The 19098-nt window shown below is 39.3% G+C and carries 19 protein-coding genes and 4 pseudogenes; 7 read left to right on the top strand and 16 right to left on the bottom strand.

What is annotated here, in order from left to right:
* The first annotated feature begins 182 nt into the window (after nt 1–182).
* The gene (locus ACXHJ1_RS18370) at nt 183–503 is read left to right on the top strand and encodes a hypothetical protein (RefSeq protein WP_016821966.1); all 321 of its coding nucleotides are present in this window, start codon (nt 183–185) and stop codon (nt 501–503) included.
* A gap of 138 nt (nt 504–641) precedes the next feature.
* Here ACXHJ1_RS18370 and ACXHJ1_RS18365 read toward each other — a convergent pair whose 3' ends face one another.
* Nucleotides 642–2057: a helix-turn-helix domain-containing protein gene (locus ACXHJ1_RS18365; RefSeq protein ID WP_107733499.1), complete on the bottom strand. Its 1416-nt coding sequence runs from the start codon at nt 2055–2057 to the stop codon at nt 642–644.
* 342 nt (nt 2058–2399) lie between these two features.
* Nucleotides 2400–2945 carry a GNAT family N-acetyltransferase gene (locus ACXHJ1_RS18360; RefSeq protein ID WP_052132611.1) on the bottom strand — a complete coding sequence of 182 codons (546 nt, stop codon included), beginning with the start codon at nt 2943–2945 and terminating at the stop codon, nt 2400–2402.
* Between the two features lie 448 nt (nt 2946–3393).
* On the opposite strand from ACXHJ1_RS18360, the gene ACXHJ1_RS18355 reads away from it, so the two are divergent.
* Nucleotides 3394–3606: a hypothetical protein gene (locus tag ACXHJ1_RS18355; RefSeq protein ID WP_090890502.1), complete on the top strand. Its 213-nt coding sequence runs from the start codon at nt 3394–3396 to the stop codon at nt 3604–3606.
* Nucleotides 3607–3655: 49 nt separating this feature from the next.
* On the opposite strand, the gene ACXHJ1_RS18350 is transcribed toward ACXHJ1_RS18355, so the two are convergent.
* A complete protein-coding gene (locus ACXHJ1_RS18350; RefSeq protein WP_107733498.1) occupies nt 3656–4903 on the bottom strand; it encodes a Kelch repeat-containing protein in 1248 nt (415 codons plus the stop codon).
* Between the two features lie 293 nt (nt 4904–5196).
* Between ACXHJ1_RS18350 and ACXHJ1_RS18345 the strand changes: the two are divergent.
* Nucleotides 5197–5436: pseudogene (locus ACXHJ1_RS18345) on the top strand (ran-binding protein 10); the annotation flags it as partial.
* On the opposite strand, the gene ACXHJ1_RS18340 reads toward ACXHJ1_RS18345, so the two are convergent.
* The 3 genes and pseudogenes from ACXHJ1_RS18340 to ACXHJ1_RS18330 all read right to left on the bottom strand — a co-directional run bounded on the left by ACXHJ1_RS18340 (nt 5425) and on the right by ACXHJ1_RS18330 (nt 7496).
* Complete coding sequence (locus tag ACXHJ1_RS18340) at nt 5425–5691, bottom strand: hypothetical protein (protein WP_107733497.1); 267 nt, start codon at nt 5689–5691, stop codon at nt 5425–5427. The pseudogene ACXHJ1_RS18345 and the gene ACXHJ1_RS18340 sit on opposite strands and share 12 nt — an antisense overlap.
* 159 nt (nt 5692–5850) lie before the next feature.
* Nucleotides 5851–5973, bottom strand: a complete 123-nt coding sequence (locus ACXHJ1_RS18335; RefSeq protein ID WP_258196262.1) for a hypothetical protein — start codon at nt 5971–5973, stop codon at nt 5851–5853.
* A gap of 107 nt (nt 5974–6080) precedes the next feature.
* Nucleotides 6081–7496 (bottom strand): annotated as a pseudogene (locus ACXHJ1_RS18330) (helix-turn-helix domain-containing protein).
* Nucleotides 7497–7740: 244 nt separating this feature from the next.
* Here ACXHJ1_RS18330 and ACXHJ1_RS18325 point away from each other — a divergent pair.
* Entirely contained in the window at nt 7741–8193 is a 453-nt protein-coding gene (locus tag ACXHJ1_RS18325; protein WP_107733496.1) for a hypothetical protein, read from the top strand.
* 113 nt (nt 8194–8306) lie between these two features.
* Here ACXHJ1_RS18325 and ACXHJ1_RS18320 read toward each other — a convergent pair whose 3' ends face one another.
* Nucleotides 8307–8747 carry a NucA/NucB deoxyribonuclease domain-containing protein gene (locus ACXHJ1_RS18320; RefSeq protein WP_107733495.1) on the bottom strand — a complete coding sequence of 147 codons (441 nt, stop codon included), beginning with the start codon at nt 8745–8747 and terminating at the stop codon, nt 8307–8309.
* A gap of 187 nt (nt 8748–8934) precedes the next feature.
* On the opposite strand from ACXHJ1_RS18320, the gene ACXHJ1_RS18315 reads away from it, so the two are divergent.
* Nucleotides 8935–9855, top strand: a complete 921-nt coding sequence (locus ACXHJ1_RS18315) for a discoidin domain-containing protein (protein WP_290410020.1) — start codon at nt 8935–8937, stop codon at nt 9853–9855.
* Between the two features lie 22 nt (nt 9856–9877).
* Here the strand turns inward: ACXHJ1_RS18315 and ACXHJ1_RS18310 are convergent, their stop codons facing one another.
* The 8 genes and pseudogenes from ACXHJ1_RS18310 to ACXHJ1_RS18275 all read right to left on the bottom strand — a co-directional run bounded on the left by ACXHJ1_RS18310 (nt 9878) and on the right by ACXHJ1_RS18275 (nt 15093).
* Nucleotides 9878–10111, bottom strand: coding sequence for a hypothetical protein (locus ACXHJ1_RS18310; RefSeq protein ID WP_107733494.1), 234 nt, complete (start codon nt 10109–10111; stop codon nt 9878–9880).
* A 792-nt stretch (nt 10112–10903) separates the two neighbouring features.
* Complete coding sequence (locus ACXHJ1_RS18305) at nt 10904–11503, bottom strand: acetylglutamate semialdehyde dehydrogenase (protein ID WP_107733493.1); 600 nt, start codon at nt 11501–11503, stop codon at nt 10904–10906.
* Nucleotides 11504–11763: 260 nt separating this feature from the next.
* Nucleotides 11764–12486, bottom strand: a complete 723-nt coding sequence (locus tag ACXHJ1_RS18300; protein WP_107733492.1) for a hypothetical protein — start codon at nt 12484–12486, stop codon at nt 11764–11766.
* Between the two features lie 94 nt (nt 12487–12580).
* Nucleotides 12581–12814: a hypothetical protein gene (locus tag ACXHJ1_RS18295; RefSeq protein WP_457905010.1), complete on the bottom strand. Its 234-nt coding sequence runs from the start codon at nt 12812–12814 to the stop codon at nt 12581–12583.
* Nucleotides 12815–12818: 4 nt separating this feature from the next.
* Nucleotides 12819–12959, bottom strand: a complete 141-nt coding sequence (locus ACXHJ1_RS18290; protein ID WP_457905009.1) for a hypothetical protein — start codon at nt 12957–12959, stop codon at nt 12819–12821.
* A gap of 183 nt (nt 12960–13142) precedes the next feature.
* On the bottom strand, nt 13143–13697 hold the full coding sequence (locus ACXHJ1_RS18285; RefSeq protein ID WP_107733490.1) for a phage holin, LLH family: 555 nt from the start codon (nt 13695–13697) through the stop codon (nt 13143–13145).
* Between the two features lie 2 nt (nt 13698–13699).
* Nucleotides 13700–14648, bottom strand: a pseudogene (locus ACXHJ1_RS18280) (GH25 family lysozyme).
* A pseudogene (locus ACXHJ1_RS18275) lies at nt 14626–15093 on the bottom strand (phage holin family protein). The pseudogenes ACXHJ1_RS18280 and ACXHJ1_RS18275 overlap by 23 nt, the downstream one beginning before the upstream one ends.
* Nucleotides 15094–15608: 515 nt before the next feature.
* On the opposite strand from ACXHJ1_RS18275, the gene abc-f reads away from it, so the two are divergent.
* Nucleotides 15609–17096 (top strand): ribosomal protection-like ABC-F family protein, encoded by a 1488-nt coding sequence (gene abc-f / locus ACXHJ1_RS18270; RefSeq protein ID WP_457905008.1) that lies wholly within the window; start codon nt 15609–15611, stop codon nt 17094–17096.
* Between the two features lie 278 nt (nt 17097–17374).
* Here the strand turns inward: abc-f and ACXHJ1_RS18265 are convergent, their stop codons facing one another.
* On the bottom strand, nt 17375–18055 hold the full coding sequence (locus ACXHJ1_RS18265) for an SDR family NAD(P)-dependent oxidoreductase (RefSeq protein WP_107733486.1): 681 nt from the start codon (nt 18053–18055) through the stop codon (nt 17375–17377).
* A gap of 144 nt (nt 18056–18199) precedes the next feature.
* Between ACXHJ1_RS18265 and ACXHJ1_RS18260 the strand changes: the two genes are divergently transcribed.
* The gene (locus ACXHJ1_RS18260; protein ID WP_228552609.1) at nt 18200–18772 is read left to right on the top strand and encodes a TetR/AcrR family transcriptional regulator; all 573 of its coding nucleotides are present in this window, start codon (nt 18200–18202) and stop codon (nt 18770–18772) included.
* Nucleotides 18773–19098 lie beyond the last annotated feature (326 nt).

Below are 19098 nucleotides of genomic sequence, written 5' to 3'. Positions count from 1 at the left end.
AGACGCATCGCAGTTCGCTCCAACCTCAAACGGCAGGTCATTAATCGCATTGGTGCCCAGATGCCAAAGGCTGAGAGTAGCTGCGAGTTCCCAAAAAAACAGTTATCAATAAAGCGTACAATCGCAACACGTTAGATCCATTTAAACTAATCAGGAAATTATCCAAGTAGGAGGAAATAACCATGGCATTTGAAGGTTATGGAGAAGACAAGCGAGAACATTGGTTTGACTGGCCGTTCCCCTTATCGGTATCAATACTGTATGTGGATGCAGATGTAGATGAAACAGAAACGAAATGGTACCTCATTGACGAACAAGAAAAACACTTGATCCGAATTAGGGATGAAAAGCAAATTGAACTGCTTCATCATTGCATGTATGGAGTCTTGTTAAATGACGAGAAGATCAACTGGATTATTAATAAAAATGGCGGTAGATTTACCTATCACGATAGTGTGCAAGATTTTATCAAATTCCAGAAAGACTACCTTGATACACTATAAGAGGCGTGAACAGTTAAAGCTCTACCGACCCATTAAGGTTAGCAGAGCTTTCTTTTACTTTAGAATCCACCTATTTGTACAAAGGTCTGAATAAGCTGATCATGATTGTGAGCGGGTACGGTTATAAAAAACAAAAAGCTACTCGCAACGATTAACAATGCCATTCTTTTCAACATTACTTAACCACACCTTTTCAATAAGATTGTGAAACTCCGTTTTGACTTCAGGAGTCGCATGGACTTGAAAACGCACAAACAGGCCCATACAATTTATAAAGTAAGTTTCATTATTTATTATATGTGACTTTAGCATTGCATACATCAAGTGTTTGAAGCCATCATTGTAGTTTCCTCGCTGTAAATAATAATGAGCAATTTCGTAACCAAACCACGCGAAATAGTCTGGCATTACTTGTTGAGTATACATATCATCAAATGTGGGCTGTTCAGAAAACGAATGAATCTCCGCTTCAAAACGAGAAATGACATCATTCACATCTATTCCATATCGGTTAGCCGCTATCATAACGTTCAACAGCTTTGAGAGCTTCTCATTTTCATTATTGGTTGATGTGGCTGCTATATATTCAACATAGGCCGGTAGCACACTAACATCTCCAGACAGAAGCATATTTACATACGTATTACCTTCTGCCCACTGACTGAACAAGTTTACCCAGTATTGAGTATCTTCGTCAGTCTCTTTGACCCAGTCTAATTCCGCATAGGCGTATGTATATTGTAGAGCTTGTTGATAATCGCCTTGGGCTTCACAAACACTTGCACACAACAAATCGGCGTAAGCAATATATCCAAATAGTGGGCCCTTTGTCTCCTTTTCATGCTCTTGAGAATTTCGTTTTGCCTGATGTTTTATGGAATATTGAACTTCCGCTTTCCCTCTCATTTGCCGTGCCATTTCCTCAACCTTGTCCCATTTACGTAAAGACCTGTACACGTTTGCCAAATCCTTCAATGCGTCAAGCTGCTCTATTTCGTCCAGACGCTCAATATAAGGTTCAAATAGTATGGCTGCTCTTAGATTACGGTTTTGGTCCTCACCAATTTGAATCGTGAAAATACGATATTGGCAAACTGCCAAACGCTCAGAATGTTGGTATTTCTCCGCTTCAGCTACACTCTCATAGAGCAGCAGTGCAGCCGCATGTCGTCCCTGTGCCAATAATTCCTCCGCAATGTCAAAAAGTTTGGGCGAGTAGAGTAGATTGTCCATGATGGTTCCCACTACTCGACGGATCGCACCCAACTTGTCCAACTCTGCACAACGATACAAAAATGGCTCGATTCGTCTCATATTCGGGGACGTGTCGATGATGTAGTTTTCTATAAATAAGTCGTAAAAGCAGCCCGCTGTTAAACCCATAGCCTCAGTCATTAGGTCAAGCTGATTAACAGACATAGACTTATTACCTGTCACAATGGCACTTACTATTCCCCTATTAATGCCTGCGATATGCCCAAATTGCGCTATGCTCAAACCTTCTTGTTGCAGGTATCTGTCTAATTCCGCCCGAATCGTAGGTGTATGCTTCATGCCATAGCCACCCTTCGCTTGAATATTCCATATTTTTTAAAAACATACTTCATTTTTCACCATAATTAACCATATGTCAATATATTATTCGACTAATATAAACATTCAATTTTTCGCATGAATTGAAATAAAAAACTCATCGCATGTCTCAAATACTAGCATTCCACCAACTATAGATGAGAATAATTAGCATATTAACAGATGGAATTAAATCAAAAGCCACAATAATATCTCACTAAACGTAAAAGTACCCCACTGGCTTTGGCTAGTAGGGTTTCACCGATACTTTCGGATTGCATAACGGGATTCTGTAAATACAATACATTAAATTATCATGATGCATTAGAATTTTGAATAGAAAAATACCGCATTTTCATCTTTGTATTTTGAGTTTGAATAAAGCATAGTGTCCACTGCTCCAATATCAAACCCATTTTTCAAATAAAATCGGCAAGCGAGTAAATTAACATCCTGCGTCTCAAGCGTAAATCCCTGCATTCCTTTTTGTAATGCCCACTCCCTTGCCTTGTTTAACAAGGCAGTTCCTATTCCTTTTCCTCTGCTACTTTCTAATACAATAAGTCTGTCAATAGAAGCAAATTTAGTTTCCTCTACTGTCCCCAGTCTTATATGTCCCAAGCATTTCCTTCCGGAATAGTATAAGAAAGCAATACTGTCATTGCTATTAATATATTCATCAAGATCTTCGTGTTCCGGATATTTTGACTCATAAGGTTGTTCATAAAGTTCTTCATGATAACTCCATATGCCATTTTCTAGTTTGGGGATAAGTCTCCCTATGACCATAAAAGGTTGATCTTTGCATTCGTAATCATCCTTGTTATCAAATGTCATTTCAACAATTTCAATTCCTCTAATTTGCTCCAAAATATCTCTCCTTATTGCTGGACTTTAATACTTGATTGGATTCAATTATAGCATGTCTGTCTCGAATATAATTTCAGTTTACTTCATTCCTTTCGCCTGTTCATATTCCCCCCTGCTAGACATTATGTATACTTCCCCAAACGCAAAAAACACCCACCGGCTTGAGCCATAGGGTGTCATCGATGCTGTCGGGGTTGCTCTGCATCCGTCGCGTCAAGTATAATCCGATTGGACTATTTTGTGAATATTAATAGAAGATATTCTCCTGGTCATATATACTTTTGATAAATTCACTGATTGCCTGCTAATTGAGTTTGAAGTTTTCTACAAGGAAACAGAATTACTACCTGGTCACAAAGTCCGGACATTTGAATTCCGTGATCATGGTTTACTATTTGAATAGGCTAAAACGAAAACCATCCAGCTTAACAAAAAAGGAGCGATGATTATGGATTTAGAAAGATTCCTAGAAATACATCGCAGGAACATACAAGACAAATTACAAGAGGAACGGCCACGAACTGATGAACAAAAGCAAATAGTGGTAGCGTTGTATATCGCCGAAGCGCTGAATCACCTTCGTAATAACCTGACAATGGAAGAAGTCTTGGGACTAACGGAGATATATAGAGATTACCGCCGAACCAGTGCAATGAAGTGATGACATTAAAAAGCTCTGCTAACCTTAATGGGTCGGCAGAGCTTTTAATTTATTTAGAGTATTCACTTACTTCAAACATTAGGATACGATCATACAACATGTAGTCCTTACGGCTACTGAATGGACCTTTATTGTTATCATGTTTATTGATTGCATAGGATGCTGATCCAGAACCAGCTTGTTTGCCTTCGTACCATGCAATAAAGTCATTGACCTCTTTCATGCTCAAATCAAATTCCTTCTCTAAGCCAGTTGTAAGAGTAATGGTCAAGATTGCACGGTCTCCTGTTGGTCCTGGTTCCGGTGTGGGGTTGGGTTCTGTCGGTAGGCTTGTAGGTGTGAATTCTTCAACGGTCTTAGTTATAGTAGTAGGGTCAAATATAAGACCTCCAACAACATATATTTTTCCGTTCATCACCGCAGCCCCAAAGGCAGTACGGGCAACATTTAAATTAGGTGCTGGCTCCCATATATTTGTAATAGGATTGTATACTTCTACATCTCGAAGGGATTGCCCACTAGTTGCACCACCACCAATACTATATATCAACCCATTTAAAACAACTGTTCCTGATCCGTCCTTTGCATTTAACAAGTTAGCTTTATCTGTCCATTTATCAGTTTTAGGGTCATATTCACGAACATTTTTATAAGATGTTGTTCCATTGCCACCTCCGACAGCATATATTTTGTCTTTAAGGACGGTTAGTCCGACCGCATGTAGAGCAGAAGGCATGCTAGCTCTAGTGGTCCATGTATCTGTTTTAGAGTTATAAACTTCAACAGTAGCAACAGTTGCAGCGTTTGTTATGCCCCCAACAATGTATATTGTATCTTCATATGTAACTGAACTTGCCCATGCTTTCCCTGTTGACATATTTTGTATTTTACCCCATGTATCTGTCTGAGGATCATATACATAAACGCTATTTAATAAAGATCCACCAGTCATTGTATAAGCATTTCCTGTATATCCGCCAAATAAGTAAACTTTTCCATCTACCGTAGAAGCGGTGGATGCGGTTGTAGCAAATGGCATATCATTTTTTTTGACCCATGAATCATTAATAGGATCGTATTCGTATACAGTTTTTTTATTATCTGTCAGTGAACTCGATATTCCTCCAAATACATAAATCTTCCCATTTGCCTCAGCCACTGCTGAACCTGCGAGTTGAGTAGGAAGATCATTTTTCATAATCCATTGTGACTCAACTTCATTTTCTGCATAGACCCTTATCCCAAAGCCAAAAATGATAACAAGGCATGAAATAATAGACAATAATGTTTTTTTCATATGTATATTCTCCCCCAGTAATTATTTGAAAAGTCAGAATAACAAATAATTACTGGAGTGTCTAAACAATAATGACTATTTCTGAAGGTTGTTGTTAAAAAAACACATGGAGATTTTTCTCACTAAATAACGAACCTACATCCCCATATTTTACTATCATAAATGCCAAAAGATATTCAAAATATCGTTTATATATAACAGCGGATAATGGTAGAACTGCTGGATATACTTGTATTGGTGAACTGCAGTTATTCGGTTATAAAGAACCAGTAACTCCGGATATACCCGAAATGGGGAATCGTGCGATACTTATAGTGACCATGATTACTGGTCTTGAAAAAGAATTTGATCTCTCAATGGATGAAGTATATTCCTTTATCGAATGGTATGAAGGAAAACAAGCTGGAACAGGTACAGCATCATATGCCATTGATAAGCACAATAATAACAAAGGTCCATTCAGTAACCGAAATGACTATGTTATATTCAACAAAATACTCACGTTTGAAGTAAGTGAATATTCAACTAAATAAACAACAAAGGACTCCATACTGGTTACATACCAGCGAGTCCTTTTTCACATCTACTCTAAATTCAAACTGGTTCCGTATATAATAAGCTCTGGCAATTTTGACCGAATCAGGCGAAAACTTTTCTATAGTGCCACCATAGTCTATAACCGATATCAACTCATCGCCTAACGACTGAACAACGTACACCTTTACCTGGCTTAATGCAGCTGCAAATAGTTCGATATCGGACTTCAAAACTTTATATGTATGGTTCAAGCTGTTCACCTCAGATAGTTATTATGCTGTATGTGTGGTAATTCCTGCACTAAAGAAAGCCCTACCAACTATAAGGTTGGCAGAGCTTTAGCTTTAGCTTTAGCTTTAGCTTTAGCTTTAGCTTGAGCTTTAGCTTTAGCTTTAGCTTTAGCTTTAGCTTTAAAATCCTCCAATGGTAACGTTAGGCTGAATACTATGGTGGTGGTTAAAGGCTTGATCCGGCCCAGCAACAATAAACAAAAAGCTAGCCGCGATGGTCAGTAGTACAATTTTTCTCAGCATTGGTCATCCACTCCTCAAACAGGGTTCAGGCCCCACCAATTGGATCATAGTATGGAGTAACCTGGTGGCTATTCGACTGAACAGGTACAGTAACAATAAACAAAAAACTAGCTGCAATGATTAGCAGTACCATTTTTTTTAACATTGTCTAACCACACCTTTTCAATGAATTTTGAGTATTTTTCCTTTGTTTCGGGAATTGCATGAGTGCGGAAATGCTCAAACATTCCTACACAGTTTAAATAATAAGTCTCATTATTCAATGTATGATAACTTTCCAAAGAATACATCAAATATTTAAAACCATCTTCGTACGAACCTTGATGTAAATAATATTAAGCCAGCTCATAACCCAAACGCGCATACTGCTCTGGTATAACTTGTTTCGTATACATATCCGTTGATGGCTGTTGCACAAAAGAAGCAATAATCGGTTCAAACCGTTTAATTATATCATTAACGTCTAACTTATATTGGTTAGCTGCAAACATTACGTTCAAAAGCTTTACAATCATTTCCTTATCGACTTTATCACTTGATGCAATAATATAATGAACATAATCGTTTAGCACGTTTATATCTCCAGATAAAAGCTTATATACGTACGTGTTACCTTCTGCCCAGTTTTGGAACAAACCCATCCAGTGTTGGGTGTCCTCGTCCTTCTCCAAAACCCAATCTAAACTAGCGTAGGCGTATGTATACTGGAGAGCTTGGTGGTAATCGCCTTTAGCTTCGCAAGAACCTGAACACAACAAATCAGCATAAGCAATGTACACAAACAGTGGACGACTTAGTTTCTTGGAAGACTCATCACACATTCGACTCTGCTGTTGATGTTTCATCGAATATTGGATTTCCGCCTTAGCTCTCATTTTTCGAGCTATTTCATCAACCTTGTCCCATTTACGCAATGACCTGTAAACGTTAGCTAAATCCTTCAGCGCGTCAAGCTGTTCCATTTCATCAAGACGTTCCACAAAGGGTTCAAGTAGCGTTGCTGCCTCGAGATTACGGCTTTGAGCCTCTCCAACTTGAATTTTGAATATACGATATTGGCAGATTGCCAAACGTTCAGAATGTTGATATCTCTCTGTTTCAGCCACCCCCTCATAGAGCAGCAATGCAGCCTCATGTCGTCCCTGCGACAATAATTCTTCCGCTATTTCAAATAGCTTGGGTGAGTAGAGTAGATTGTCCATGATAGCTCCCACCACTCGACGGATCGCATCCAACTTGTCCAACTCCGCACACCGAAACAAAAATGGCTCGATACGCCTCATATTCGGAGGATGGTCGATGATGAAGTTTTCTATAAACAGATCGTAAAACTCCCCTTCTGGTAAACCCATAGCCTCAGTGATTCGGTCAAGCTGGTTAACAGACATTGACTTATTCCCTGACACAATAGCACTTATTATTCCCCTATTCATGCCTGCAAGTTGTCCGAATTGCGCTAAGCTCAACCCTTTTTGTTGTATGTATCTATCTAATTCTGCTCGGATCGTAGGTGTATGCTTCATATCATATCCACCCTTCATACAGAAATTCCAAACTTTATATATTATTGCATTCTATTGTTGTTCATAATTTAACAGTTGTCAATAAGTTTTGAAATATTTGTCATGCAATATTCAAATGAAATATGTATTTTCTAATATTAATGGTTTGTTACCATTTTGTTAATAATAATGTACATTTTATTCCTTTTTATGTGGTATGATTGGTTATTAGTACAAATTATACCATTCGAGAGGACGGTTTTTGATGAACTTTAAAAACACAGCAATTATCCTTACAAGTGCTTTGGCTCTAATGGCAGTAGCTCCAGTAGCTGCTTCTGCCGCACCAGTTACGGGGGTTACATTCTCGAAGGATCACGGAGGTATAGTTATCCAAAAAACTGGCCAAGAGGTACATGAGGTTCTTGGTGGGACAAGTCCAACGATGGAATTAACTGTTGAGAAGGGTTATGGACATGTAAGGATTAGAGTTCAGAATACAGGAACATCAAATCTCACTTGGAGCTTGCAGGGTAACGGGAAAGAATATGTCTATAAAACTGTTGGCAAACGAGACTCATTAACGTGGACTAGCGTTAATTCATTCCCTAATGGAATGCCTTCAGGGAAATATGTAATTCAATTCAGAGCGGGCGGTAACAACGTTGAAGGCGAAGCTTGGGCTACTACTGGTCAGTTCACAGGAGACATTAACTAACCGTTACTACAACGCCTTGGAGATAAATCCAAGGCGCTTTATGTATTCAATGTTGCCATACTTAGTGTCTAGCAAAAGCCCAGCTAACCTTAGTGGATTAGCTGGGCTTTTCATTATTTAACGATAAATTCAACTTTTGTTCCATCCTCATACTTATCTAACTGATGACTTACCCATGATCCTGCTCCCCGGTTATCACTAGGAGTTATGTATCGAATATCAGCACCTGCACCACCTTCTGTACACATTGCCATTGGCCATTCATCTCTGTCATATCCTTTTTTAGTCGGATAGCCTTTGAGCGATTCCTTCCTGTTTTCTTCCGCTCCATCACGGTCAATCGTACATACAGCAGAATGTCCGGCTGCTATTGCATCTCTAATATGCGCCCCAGTTTCAGGGTAACGTGAACTTGGGAACTCCAACGTATACCCAGTTGCTGCTTGTTGGCTGATTGCTGCTGGTTCAGCGTAAACGCCTTGTACGGAAAAAATAGCAGCTAGTAAAATACGATTAACCCTCTTACGATTCCTTTTATCATATGACACCTCCATAGTATTTAGCCTTCTTTATACTAATTGGAGAGTCATGTCGAAGTATCGCATATGTTGTCACATAATAAAAATAAAAATTAAAATTCACCATTAAACTTTATTTTGAATATATAGACATAAATGTTTAGACATTCCTTTATGATAATTGTATTCTTACTTAGCAAATAAAACAAAAAGGGGCTCTAACATGAAAAAAATATTTTTCTCTTTACTCTCTATCTTTTTTTTAGCTTCAATGTTTGCAAGTTCTTCTTTTGCTAGCTCAAGTAATGTTAACTTAATTCCAAAAATGACATGGAATAACATTCCTTCTGGAATTGCTAGTGCTAGTAGCAGTTGGAGTGATAGTCACCAACCATGGACCGTATTTGATCAATCCCTTAATGATAACGGGTGGTCTACAGCTGTAAATGGCATCCCTGGATGGATTGGTTACCAATTTGAAAAACCAGTTGTTGTGAACAAATATGTATTACAGGCTCGTGGAGGTAATAATTACAAAGCTGAATCTCCAAAAGATTGGACTTTTGAAGGCTGGGATGGAGCATCATGGGTGGTTCTCGATACACAAAAAAATCAAAGTAATTGGGATCAACCCGTAAAAAAAGAATTTACATTTAGTAACACAAAAGAATATATAAAATATCGGCTAAATGTATCAATGAATAATGGGCAAAGTATTCTGACTCTTGGAGCTTTTGAGATGTATAATACTAACCCAGTTGCTCCACCTACAACACCTGATCCATCTACAACACCTGATCCATCAACAAAGCCCGATCCGTCTACAACACCTGACCCATCAACAAAGCCTGATCCATCTACAACGCCTGGATCATCGGATACTGATGGATCATCGCAACCTACTGGAGACCGTGCTATTCTGACTATAACAATGGATAATGGATTTGATAAAGAATTCGATCTAAGTAAAAAAGAATTAAGTGCCTTCATCGCCTGGTATGACGCTAAAGATGCCGGAAGAGGTCCTTCATTCTTTGCCATTGATAAGCACAATAATAACAAAGGTCCATTCAGTAACCGAAAGGACTATGTAATATTCAATAAGATTCTTACGTTTGAAGTAAGTGAGTATTCAACTAAATAAACAACAAAGGACTCCATACTGGTTACATACCAGCGGAGTCCTTTTTCACATCTACTCTAAATTCAAATTGATTATGGATGAAATAAGTTCCGTTTATCTTAATTGACTCCGGTGTAATTTTATCAACTGATCCACCGTAATCCACAATATCTATCAAATCCTCATCCAATGACTGCACCACGTATACTCTTACCTGACTTAATGCAGCTGCAAATAGTTCTATATCTGACTTTAACACTTTAAATGTAAGGTTCATGCTGATCACCTCAATAATTCATTCGGCACATGGTGATAAATTCCTGCAAACAAAAAGATACCCCACTAGCACTGCTAGCAGGGTCATTACACGTTTTTTAGGAGTTGTACTGAGTGAATTGAAAAAAAAGTGTGTGTGGTCCAACAGCCTTTTCTTAACAAAATTAAATCCAAAGTGATTTAGTGATAATAACCAACAAGATAAAGAGCACTAATATTGCTCCTGTAGAAGTCCACATACCACCAACTGGAGCTGGAGTTGTGTTGTTGTCACATCCACTCATAGCTTTAACCTCCTTTACTTGTTGTACACCTTAATATATGTATCAATTCGTATAGTGACAGGGTATATAGGTAAACAAAACAAAGGCTCACACCAGATAAACCGGCAGAGCCTAAAAACAACTTTTATAAAATGGTTAATGTTAAGATAACTACCAACAAAATAAACAGTGCCAGGATAACAGTTATCGACATCCAAACTTTCCTGTCAGTATTCCCTCCACCTCTTTCAGCTCCACTCACACATAACGCCTCCCTTGTTTACTCCACAGGTTATGTGAGACATTGTTTAGGGAATGGACTTCTAGGTAAACAAAAACACCCCACCAGCATATGCCAGCAGGGTATCACCGATGCTTTCGGATTTTTATGATATTCTTACAAAATAGATCAGTTCTCGGCGGGGTGCTTTGAGATAAAACTATCAACACTGGTTTGTAACAAAAGAGCATCAATTTTGGATTTTACCAAATACAGGGAATTGTGTCCTTCAGCAATCATTCTGAAATCTTCAATATTGAAAATCAATAATTGATACTCGTTCATCTAATCTCTCTTTTTGAAGGAAGAGTTTCTTCGTAAGTCCTATAGCAGAATCCCATCCTCCTCTTGCAGCCATCCCATGATAAGAGAAAAGAAAACCAAATCTTGAAGAATTGGTGCAAGTCAAAGAGTATAATTTACCAACCCAAGTAACACCTATCGTCTTATTATAGTTTTTGCATTCCGATATTAGAAACCTACTGTTTTTTCGATTTACGGGTAAAAAGCTTTCAAAAAGTTTTCCTTTGAAATTGAAATCGACAAGTTGATCAATTTCATTTGTACTGTTACGAATATTTTCATGAACTTCAAAGAACCCTGATTTTTCCCAGAGAAAAGAAACCAATTTCTCTAAGGCTTTTCCTTTTTGAAGAGTGTTATTCTCTCCCTGTTCTTTTTTAGTTTTTGTCACTTCTTTTTTATTTACTTTTTCTAAATTAACTAATAATTTTTTATACTCTGAAAGATCTTCATCATTTAGTCTAGAAAGAGTATTGAAATGTTCTTCCATCTCGTCAATATCTGCAAACTTAAGATATTCATGTGGGGAAAGACCGACGTTACTCATCAAAGATCACCTTGTATACTGCTACACTATTTTGAATAGATGTTAATTCTGAATCGCAGTTTTCGCAATAATCAGACTCAGGAATTTCGCCAATTGTATTGTATATCTCACCAGTAAATCGCCCACAACGATGACAATATACTTCAAAGACAACAATAATAATCTTTAAACGCTTGATTATTTCCAACACTTGATATGCGACTGACATAGTTACATTCAATCGCCTTATCAAGACACCTGGATAAATAAGCTGCCCCTTTTTATACGTTGATAGGATCTTCAGTAGATCCATCATCTTCCGATCTGGCAATATCTTCGAGTCGGTCAAACTCGATTTTATTCTTGATAATATAGTCGGTGACATTATTCATCTTCTCCATATTGGATTGTTGTCCATAATACTGCAAAAAGCTATATTCCTGATTTAAATAATCGTGTTTAAACTTAACTGTTGTGCTTTTGCCTTTGTCAGTACCTTTCCATATTAATGCTATCCATGGCAAGTTGGCATTTGTCTCAATTTCTGCGATGAAACCATCAAGAATTTGCTTAATTTCTGGGCTTTTATCAAAAAGTTCTTCATGCGACCTGATTAGTTCTTTGAGCTCCCCAAGCAAGGGAAGTATATAGTTTTCATCAGCCCCTGTATCAAGAACTGCCTTCCCTCCATTGGGTAAACTCATGGATTGAGAGTGTACGCTTACTTCGTCTTGCTCAAGAGTCTTAATGATGTAGTCGATCACAGCGGGGAAATTGATGTTTTCGAACTGACAATTTAGGTTCCTTTTAAACCAATTTAACACAAGTTCAATTTGTTGAGTGTAAAAAAATTCATCATCTTGAAAATAAGGTTTAACTCTATCCAATCTAATTTCAAGCGCTTTAAGATGTTTGTGATAGACAGCAATAATAGGATATTTGTATTGCTTCTTGATTTCAGTATTGGGAGGAAACCCTGAAAGAAGTCGGCTAAATTTAAACATGATAATATTCCCACTTGCATATTTAGTGGGAATGACTGATTTATATAATTTTTCATCAAAAACGTAATCATTGGGACGATTATCCGAAAAATAATCAACAATCCCCCCCTGATGCTAGCCCTACTTCGATAAGAGTTTCATCAATCTCAGTAACGGAAAAGACAGCTGCAAACTTATACGATTTCAAAAACTCGTCCTTTTCGACGTGTCTCACCACCGTTTGAGCTCTTGCAATTCCTTCTGAAAGTTGATTCCCTTCATCTTCAATGTCTGATAAGTCCAAAACATTTTTCCCTTCAGCAGTTTTTTTGCTCTTTTCAAGCCTCACTACTTCATTTTTTTTCCATTTCTTTCAATAATTTTTTTCTCGCATATTTCGGATAGCTTTCACTAACGGTTGAGGAGAGAATTTCCGAATAATTCGGAATAACTTGAACACCTTCTGCTGTTGGATTCATTATTTTTTCTGTCATTCATTTCACCTATTATCTGTATATTTTGATTTTTCACACCTAAAATATACCATTAGTGAACTCATATTGGAATCTTTTTTTACCATACTTTTACTTATATTTATAATTATACAGAACAAATGTTCGTATTTCAAGTAAAAAAATAACCCCGCAGCCGAAGCTAGCAGGGCACTTACTTATAGTTTATTCAGCAGTAGCAGGCGCTTGTACTGACTCTGCTGGTACCGGAACAGGCTCTGGTTCAGGGTGAACTAGAGCGTTTGGCGTTACCTCTACTATAGCCTGAGCCAAGAAATCATTAAGCTTTGCAGCCAAACCAGATACTGCTTCCTTAGCTGCGGCTTGTGCTGCCTCCTCGTTTGTCTGTGCTTCAGTAGCCAATACTGCTTTTGTTTTGGTCTTATACTCCAGATATGCTTTCTCAATCGCGGATTTTAGCTCTACTTGGGATACAACGATACCTTGACTGGAAAGTGTAAGTGAAGCATACTGCAAAGCCTCCTGAAGCTTACGTTCTCCCCCAGCTTCTTTAAATGCTGTTTGAGCAAAAGCAAAGCCCTCCCCAACAATTTTATGGATTACTTCCCTCTGTGCCGCCGTGGTACGCGCTTCTAGCCACACGTTAACCTTAGTCTTGAGTTTGTTCAGACCTCCTAAAACAAATGCTGTAAGCACACCCGCAGCGGCTGTGACGATGGTATTTACATAAGGTTGTACAGTTTCGATAATTGTTTGCATGATTACTTTTCCCCTTTCGTTTTCAACGACGCGATTTTATTTTTTGAATCCCAGGACACTATTGCGCCGTAAGCCTCTGCAATAGGTTTGAGTTGTACGTATGCGGTACCCTGTACAAGTTGGACCATTTGCAGCTTGGCTCCGTTTAGATAAGCTTCCTTGTGTGCATTATCCCAGTGATATGACAACCCCATAGCATTAGCAAGCACCTTCAGCGGTACATATGTCCTGCCATCAAAGAGCAGCGTCTTCCCTGCCTGTTTACCATTTACGACGAACGTACCGGACGTGACTGTCTCCGGCTGCTCAGGGCGCTTTGTGAATCGTTCTCGTAGTTCGTCCGCCGTGCCATCATACTCATTCATATCCACGTTCCCTATTATCCCAGCTATCTTACCGCTATCGCTGTACTGCCAAATATCCCAGCGTTTCCACGTCACTGTATCGCTCGGTACACGCGTTTCACTGTCGGGCTATCCATAATGGGTAACCGCCCAATGAGGCGTTAAAATTGGTTGCGAATGCATTGCCTGTATAGATAATGGGCTTGCGTCCTGTAATTCGCTCCAGCTCCAGTAGAAAGGCCAAAGCTACAGCACTAATAAGCGTTTTAGACAATTTGCCGGGATTGTTTTCATAGTCCATTACAGGCGGCAAGTCAAGCGTTTTCCCTCCGCCTACCTGTTCCAATACCTCGGCAAAATGCCGCGCTTCTGCTTTGGCTGCCTCAACGTTGGTTGCGTCTACAAAGTGGTATGCTCCCAACAATACCCCGGCTGCTCTGGCTCCTTTTGCATTCGCGGTGAATGTTGGATCAATGTAACGATGCCCCTGGCTGGCCTTAATGAAGTCGAATGAAATACCATCTGCCTTGACCGCCTTCCAATCAATCTTTCCTTGATAACGGGATACGTCGATCCCTCTTACATTACGACTGTTTCGTCGTTGCATCCTCTTTCTCTCCTTCCTTACCACTTTTACTTTTCAAAACTTCTACGGTCTATCGGGCCACGAGAGGGATAGGTGCGCCGAGTCTGGCGCCATTCTCCAAAATGGACAGCAGCTCATTTGCCATATAAAAATAGGCGACCGCATCCCGGAATAGGTGCGAATCGCCTAAGACTCCATCAATCAGATGGGATACTGCTACCATTGTAAAAATAAATACCTTTCGAGCGATACCGATAAGACCAATCTTGCTTTTTAAACCAGGTCCGGTTCCCTTCTTACCTTCTGCGCCAGCAGCAAATAATCCAATCACATAATCAATAATAACCAGAGTAAACACCGCCCCAATACTCCCGACCACCCACCGTAAAAATACGTCACAACGCTAACTAAAGTGGCACTGAATTTAAAAATCTTCCACTTATCCAACCTTCTTCCACCATCTCAGCTCAGGAAAATTATCCTGCCCCCTCTTCGTTTGGTTTCTTTCCCTTCAATTACTGTGCATTTATCTCTGCTAATGCATTTCCTACCGTAATATCCAAACCTATAGGTATTTCTTTCTGGCATGCTGGTTGCAAAGCAATGACAGCAGAAGATTGTTGAATAACAGTAATCAATTTAAATAGCATGTCGATCTACGCAAGGCTTCAGCCTAAACGGAACTAACACAGGTTGTAGTTAAATTACTATTGTGATAAACTGGATGTAATTTGATGATGGGAGTTGAACGGATACATGTAGAACTTTCTTGCCTCGAGATCACGAAGAGAACGGACGCAGCGATTGGCTGTGGTCGTTTTATTTCATCTCTGCAAGAAAGGTCTGCATTTCGTTTGCGCTCCCTCTCCGGACAGTCATACGGCCCTTTAGAATGGGGTCTTATTTCCTCGTATGGATTAGAGCCGCAAGAAAGCACCTTTCTTGCGGCTCTTTTTATTTCCAAACGAAAGGATGATTGCCATGCCCGCCATTCAGGTAACCAATCTTACTTTTGCCTATCCAGGCAGCTATGACCCTATATTCGAAAATGTTCATTTTCAAATTGATACAGACTGGAAGCTGGGCTTTACGGGGCGAAACGGTCGGGGTAAAACGACGTTCTTAAACCTGCTGCAGGGGAAGTACGAATACAACGGTACGATCTCCGCGCCAGTTGCCTTTGATTATTTTCCATTTCCCGTCGAACACCCGGAGTATTTGACCTTAGATGTCGTGGAAGAGATCGTACCAAGCTATGAGAACTGGAAGCTGATGCGTGAACTGAACCTGCTTAAGGTTTCAGAAGACGTGTTGTACCGACCATTCGAATCGCTGTCCCAAGGAGAACAGACGAAGGTATTACTAGCCGTGCTCTTCATCCAAGACAATCGATTTCTGCTCATCGACGAGCCGACCAATCATCTCGACTTGCACGCACGCAAGCTTGTTGCCGATTATCTGAATACGAAGCGCGGTTTCATTCTTGTTTCACACGACCGGGCTTTTCTCGACCGCTGTGTGGATCATATTCTAGCGATCAACAAAACGAATATCGAAATCCAAAAAGGCAACTTCTCCAGCTGGTGGACGAACAAAACTCGCCAAGATACATTCGAAATGGCACAAAACGAAAAGTTGTACAAAGACATACAGCGTTTATCAGCTTCCGCTAAACGTACTAGTAGCTGGTCTTTCGAGACCGAAAAATCGAAAAACGGCACACGAAATTCCGGTTCCAAACTTGACAAGGGGTACGTCGGGCATAAGGCAGCCAAAATGATGAAACGCTCAAAATCCATTGAACAGCGGCAACACACTGCTTTAGAGGAAAAATCAAAACTGCTCCGAAATATCGAACAGTCAGAAAGCCTTGCGATCTCTCAGCTCGTGTATCCCAAATCGGAACTGGCGATGCTGGATCACGTCACGATTTACTACGGGGAAAGAGCAGTTTGCAAGAACGTTAGTCTGACGATTGAACCAGGAGATCGGATTGCAATTTCAGGCCCAAATGGTTCAGGTAAGTCTAGCTTGCTTCACCTGCTCAACGCTGAGGAGCTGCACTATACAGGTACGTTTCAACGGGATCCGCAGCTTCGTGTTTCCTATGTATCCCAGAATACTTCTCATTTGCGAGGTACGCTTTCCGATTATGCAGCAGAGCACAGAATTGACGAAAGCTTATTTAAAGCCGTGTTGCGTAAGCTAGATTTCGCCCGCATCCAATTGGAGAAGGATATATCGGCGTTCAGCGGCGGGCAGAAAAAGAAGGTTCTGATCGCGAGAAGCCTATGTGAGGAGGCTCATCTGCATATTTGGGACGAACCGCTCAACTTTGTCGACGTGATTTCCCGGATGCAAATTGAGGAGCTGCTGCTTGAGTACACGCCAACCATTGTATTCGTGGAGCATGATCGGGAATTTCATGACCGTGTCGCCACGAAAACGATTGAACTCGGTGAGGATTAGAATTTTACAAAGTGACTTGGAGTAAGACATGATTTTAATGGCAGAAAGCTTAGCACCATAACTTTTATAAAAAGAGAAAAGATTGAACTAAAGGCACGCAATAGTTAAATCAAACATCGGCAGTCTAGGATTTTATTTTTTCGTCCACGGCTGCCGATGTTTTTATTGAAGACAGTTTAATAGGCTTATATTATTCTACAGCGGGCTCGCTTCTTCTGCTCTATCTCCCTGTCAATCCTATAAGATTTTTAAGACATCCACTTATCTCTTTTATTATATTAGTTTGACAATTTGGTTGGGTTAATCTCTTGTGGGAAAGTATCTTCAAAACAATCCTTTTTCTCATATAAATTGTACCAAGCCTCAGCAATAAGATCTGGATCTCCAGCCGTACCTGCTTGTATGACAGTGCCAATTGAAAGATGACCGACATATATGCCTTTTTCTTTCAACTCAAAATGCAAATTTGTAGCATAATTACGAACACCACTCATTACCATACCAACATTTCCAACAGACGGGTAGGAAACCATTGCAGATATTCCGGTGGTCAATAGAATTGCACCCGAAGCATTATTTATCATATCTGGTATTACTTCATTCACAGAAAGAACGGCAGGGAGTAAGTAACCTTTTACCTGTTCTAACACATCTTCTGCTGTTGTTTCTAACACATGCTTGAAATGCGTAGGTCCTGCATAGGGACTAAATTCCAAAACATCAATATGACCAAAGTCTTGTTTAACAGCATCTAATGCTTGTTTTAGTGCTGGCAAATCCCTGACATCCGCTTCATAAGATTTCGCTTCAATATTTAGCTTCTTTAGTTCGTTCACGATTATGGCCAATTTCTTAGGGTTACGCGAAATGACAGCAACCCTAAATCCTTTCTCCCCAAATTTTTTTGCAAGGGACAACCCCAATCCAGGTCCTGCACCGATAATTGCTATAGTCTTCATTTTATACAAACTCCTTTTTTTGTGGTATACATATAACAACACGTGTTGTTTTAACATCTTAAATTCAATACACAAAACGAACAACCAACAATATAGTTACCAATGTTGCTATAGCAACAATATTAAAGAATTATTGGGTTAGGAGTGAATCAATTGGGGACAAAAGTAAGAAATTTACGAACAACTTATACTAAGGAATCTTTAGTTAACGCTTTTTTTAATTTAGCAACTAAGAAGGATTTTGAAAAAATAACAGTGGCAGATTTAACAGAGGGAGCGCAAGTAAATCGAGCTACTTTCTACGCACATTTTAACGATAAGTACGATTTATTGAATTACATTATGGGAAATTCCGCTTCAAATGCTATTGCAAAACGGACAACAGGATCAATAAAATTGGATCAAGAAAGTATAAGTCAACTTGTTTTAGCTGTTTGTGATTTTTACCAACAACCGAGATTACAATGTCGCCAAAGTAATATAAGTTTAGTAATACCCCAATTAAAAGAAAAAATATTGAGTGAGTTGAAATTGTATTTGCTTAAGAGCATAGAAAACTTATATACAGATATGGAAAAAGATCTATTCGTATCTATTTATGCGAATGTAATTCATGAAGCTGGTTTTTTATGGGCTTCCGGAAAAGTAAAATTGGACAAAGAAGAAATTGCTAAGAAAATTTCGTTATTCGTATTAGGTGGGCAGAACTCTCTTTAATGCTGGCTTATACCCACTTGCTTGATTTTTTTCATCCTCTCTCCCACCAGATAAGAAGCAATAAAAAAACACAAGCATTGCGCTTGTGTTTTTTTGATGCAGCCCATATCAGATTACTCTCGAATTTTCGTAGCAATTTTCATCAATTCGTCAAAAGTGGTTTTTAAACTGTGCTCTTCATCCACTGTTGTTTTATGCGAGCTCCCTGCGCTAAAATTGAGTACATTCCTCGTTAATCGAGTTATGCTGGTTAAGCGCTGTCCGCGATCAGGCGAAAACGCCTTTGAATGGTGTGCGTAGCCTGTGACGAAAGTTGAATTAATAGT

The organism is Paenibacillus sp. ALE2 (genome assembly GCF_054113385.1).
Note: the sequence above shows the minus strand (reverse complement) of the source record. Positions and strands in the feature narration are given on the sequence as shown.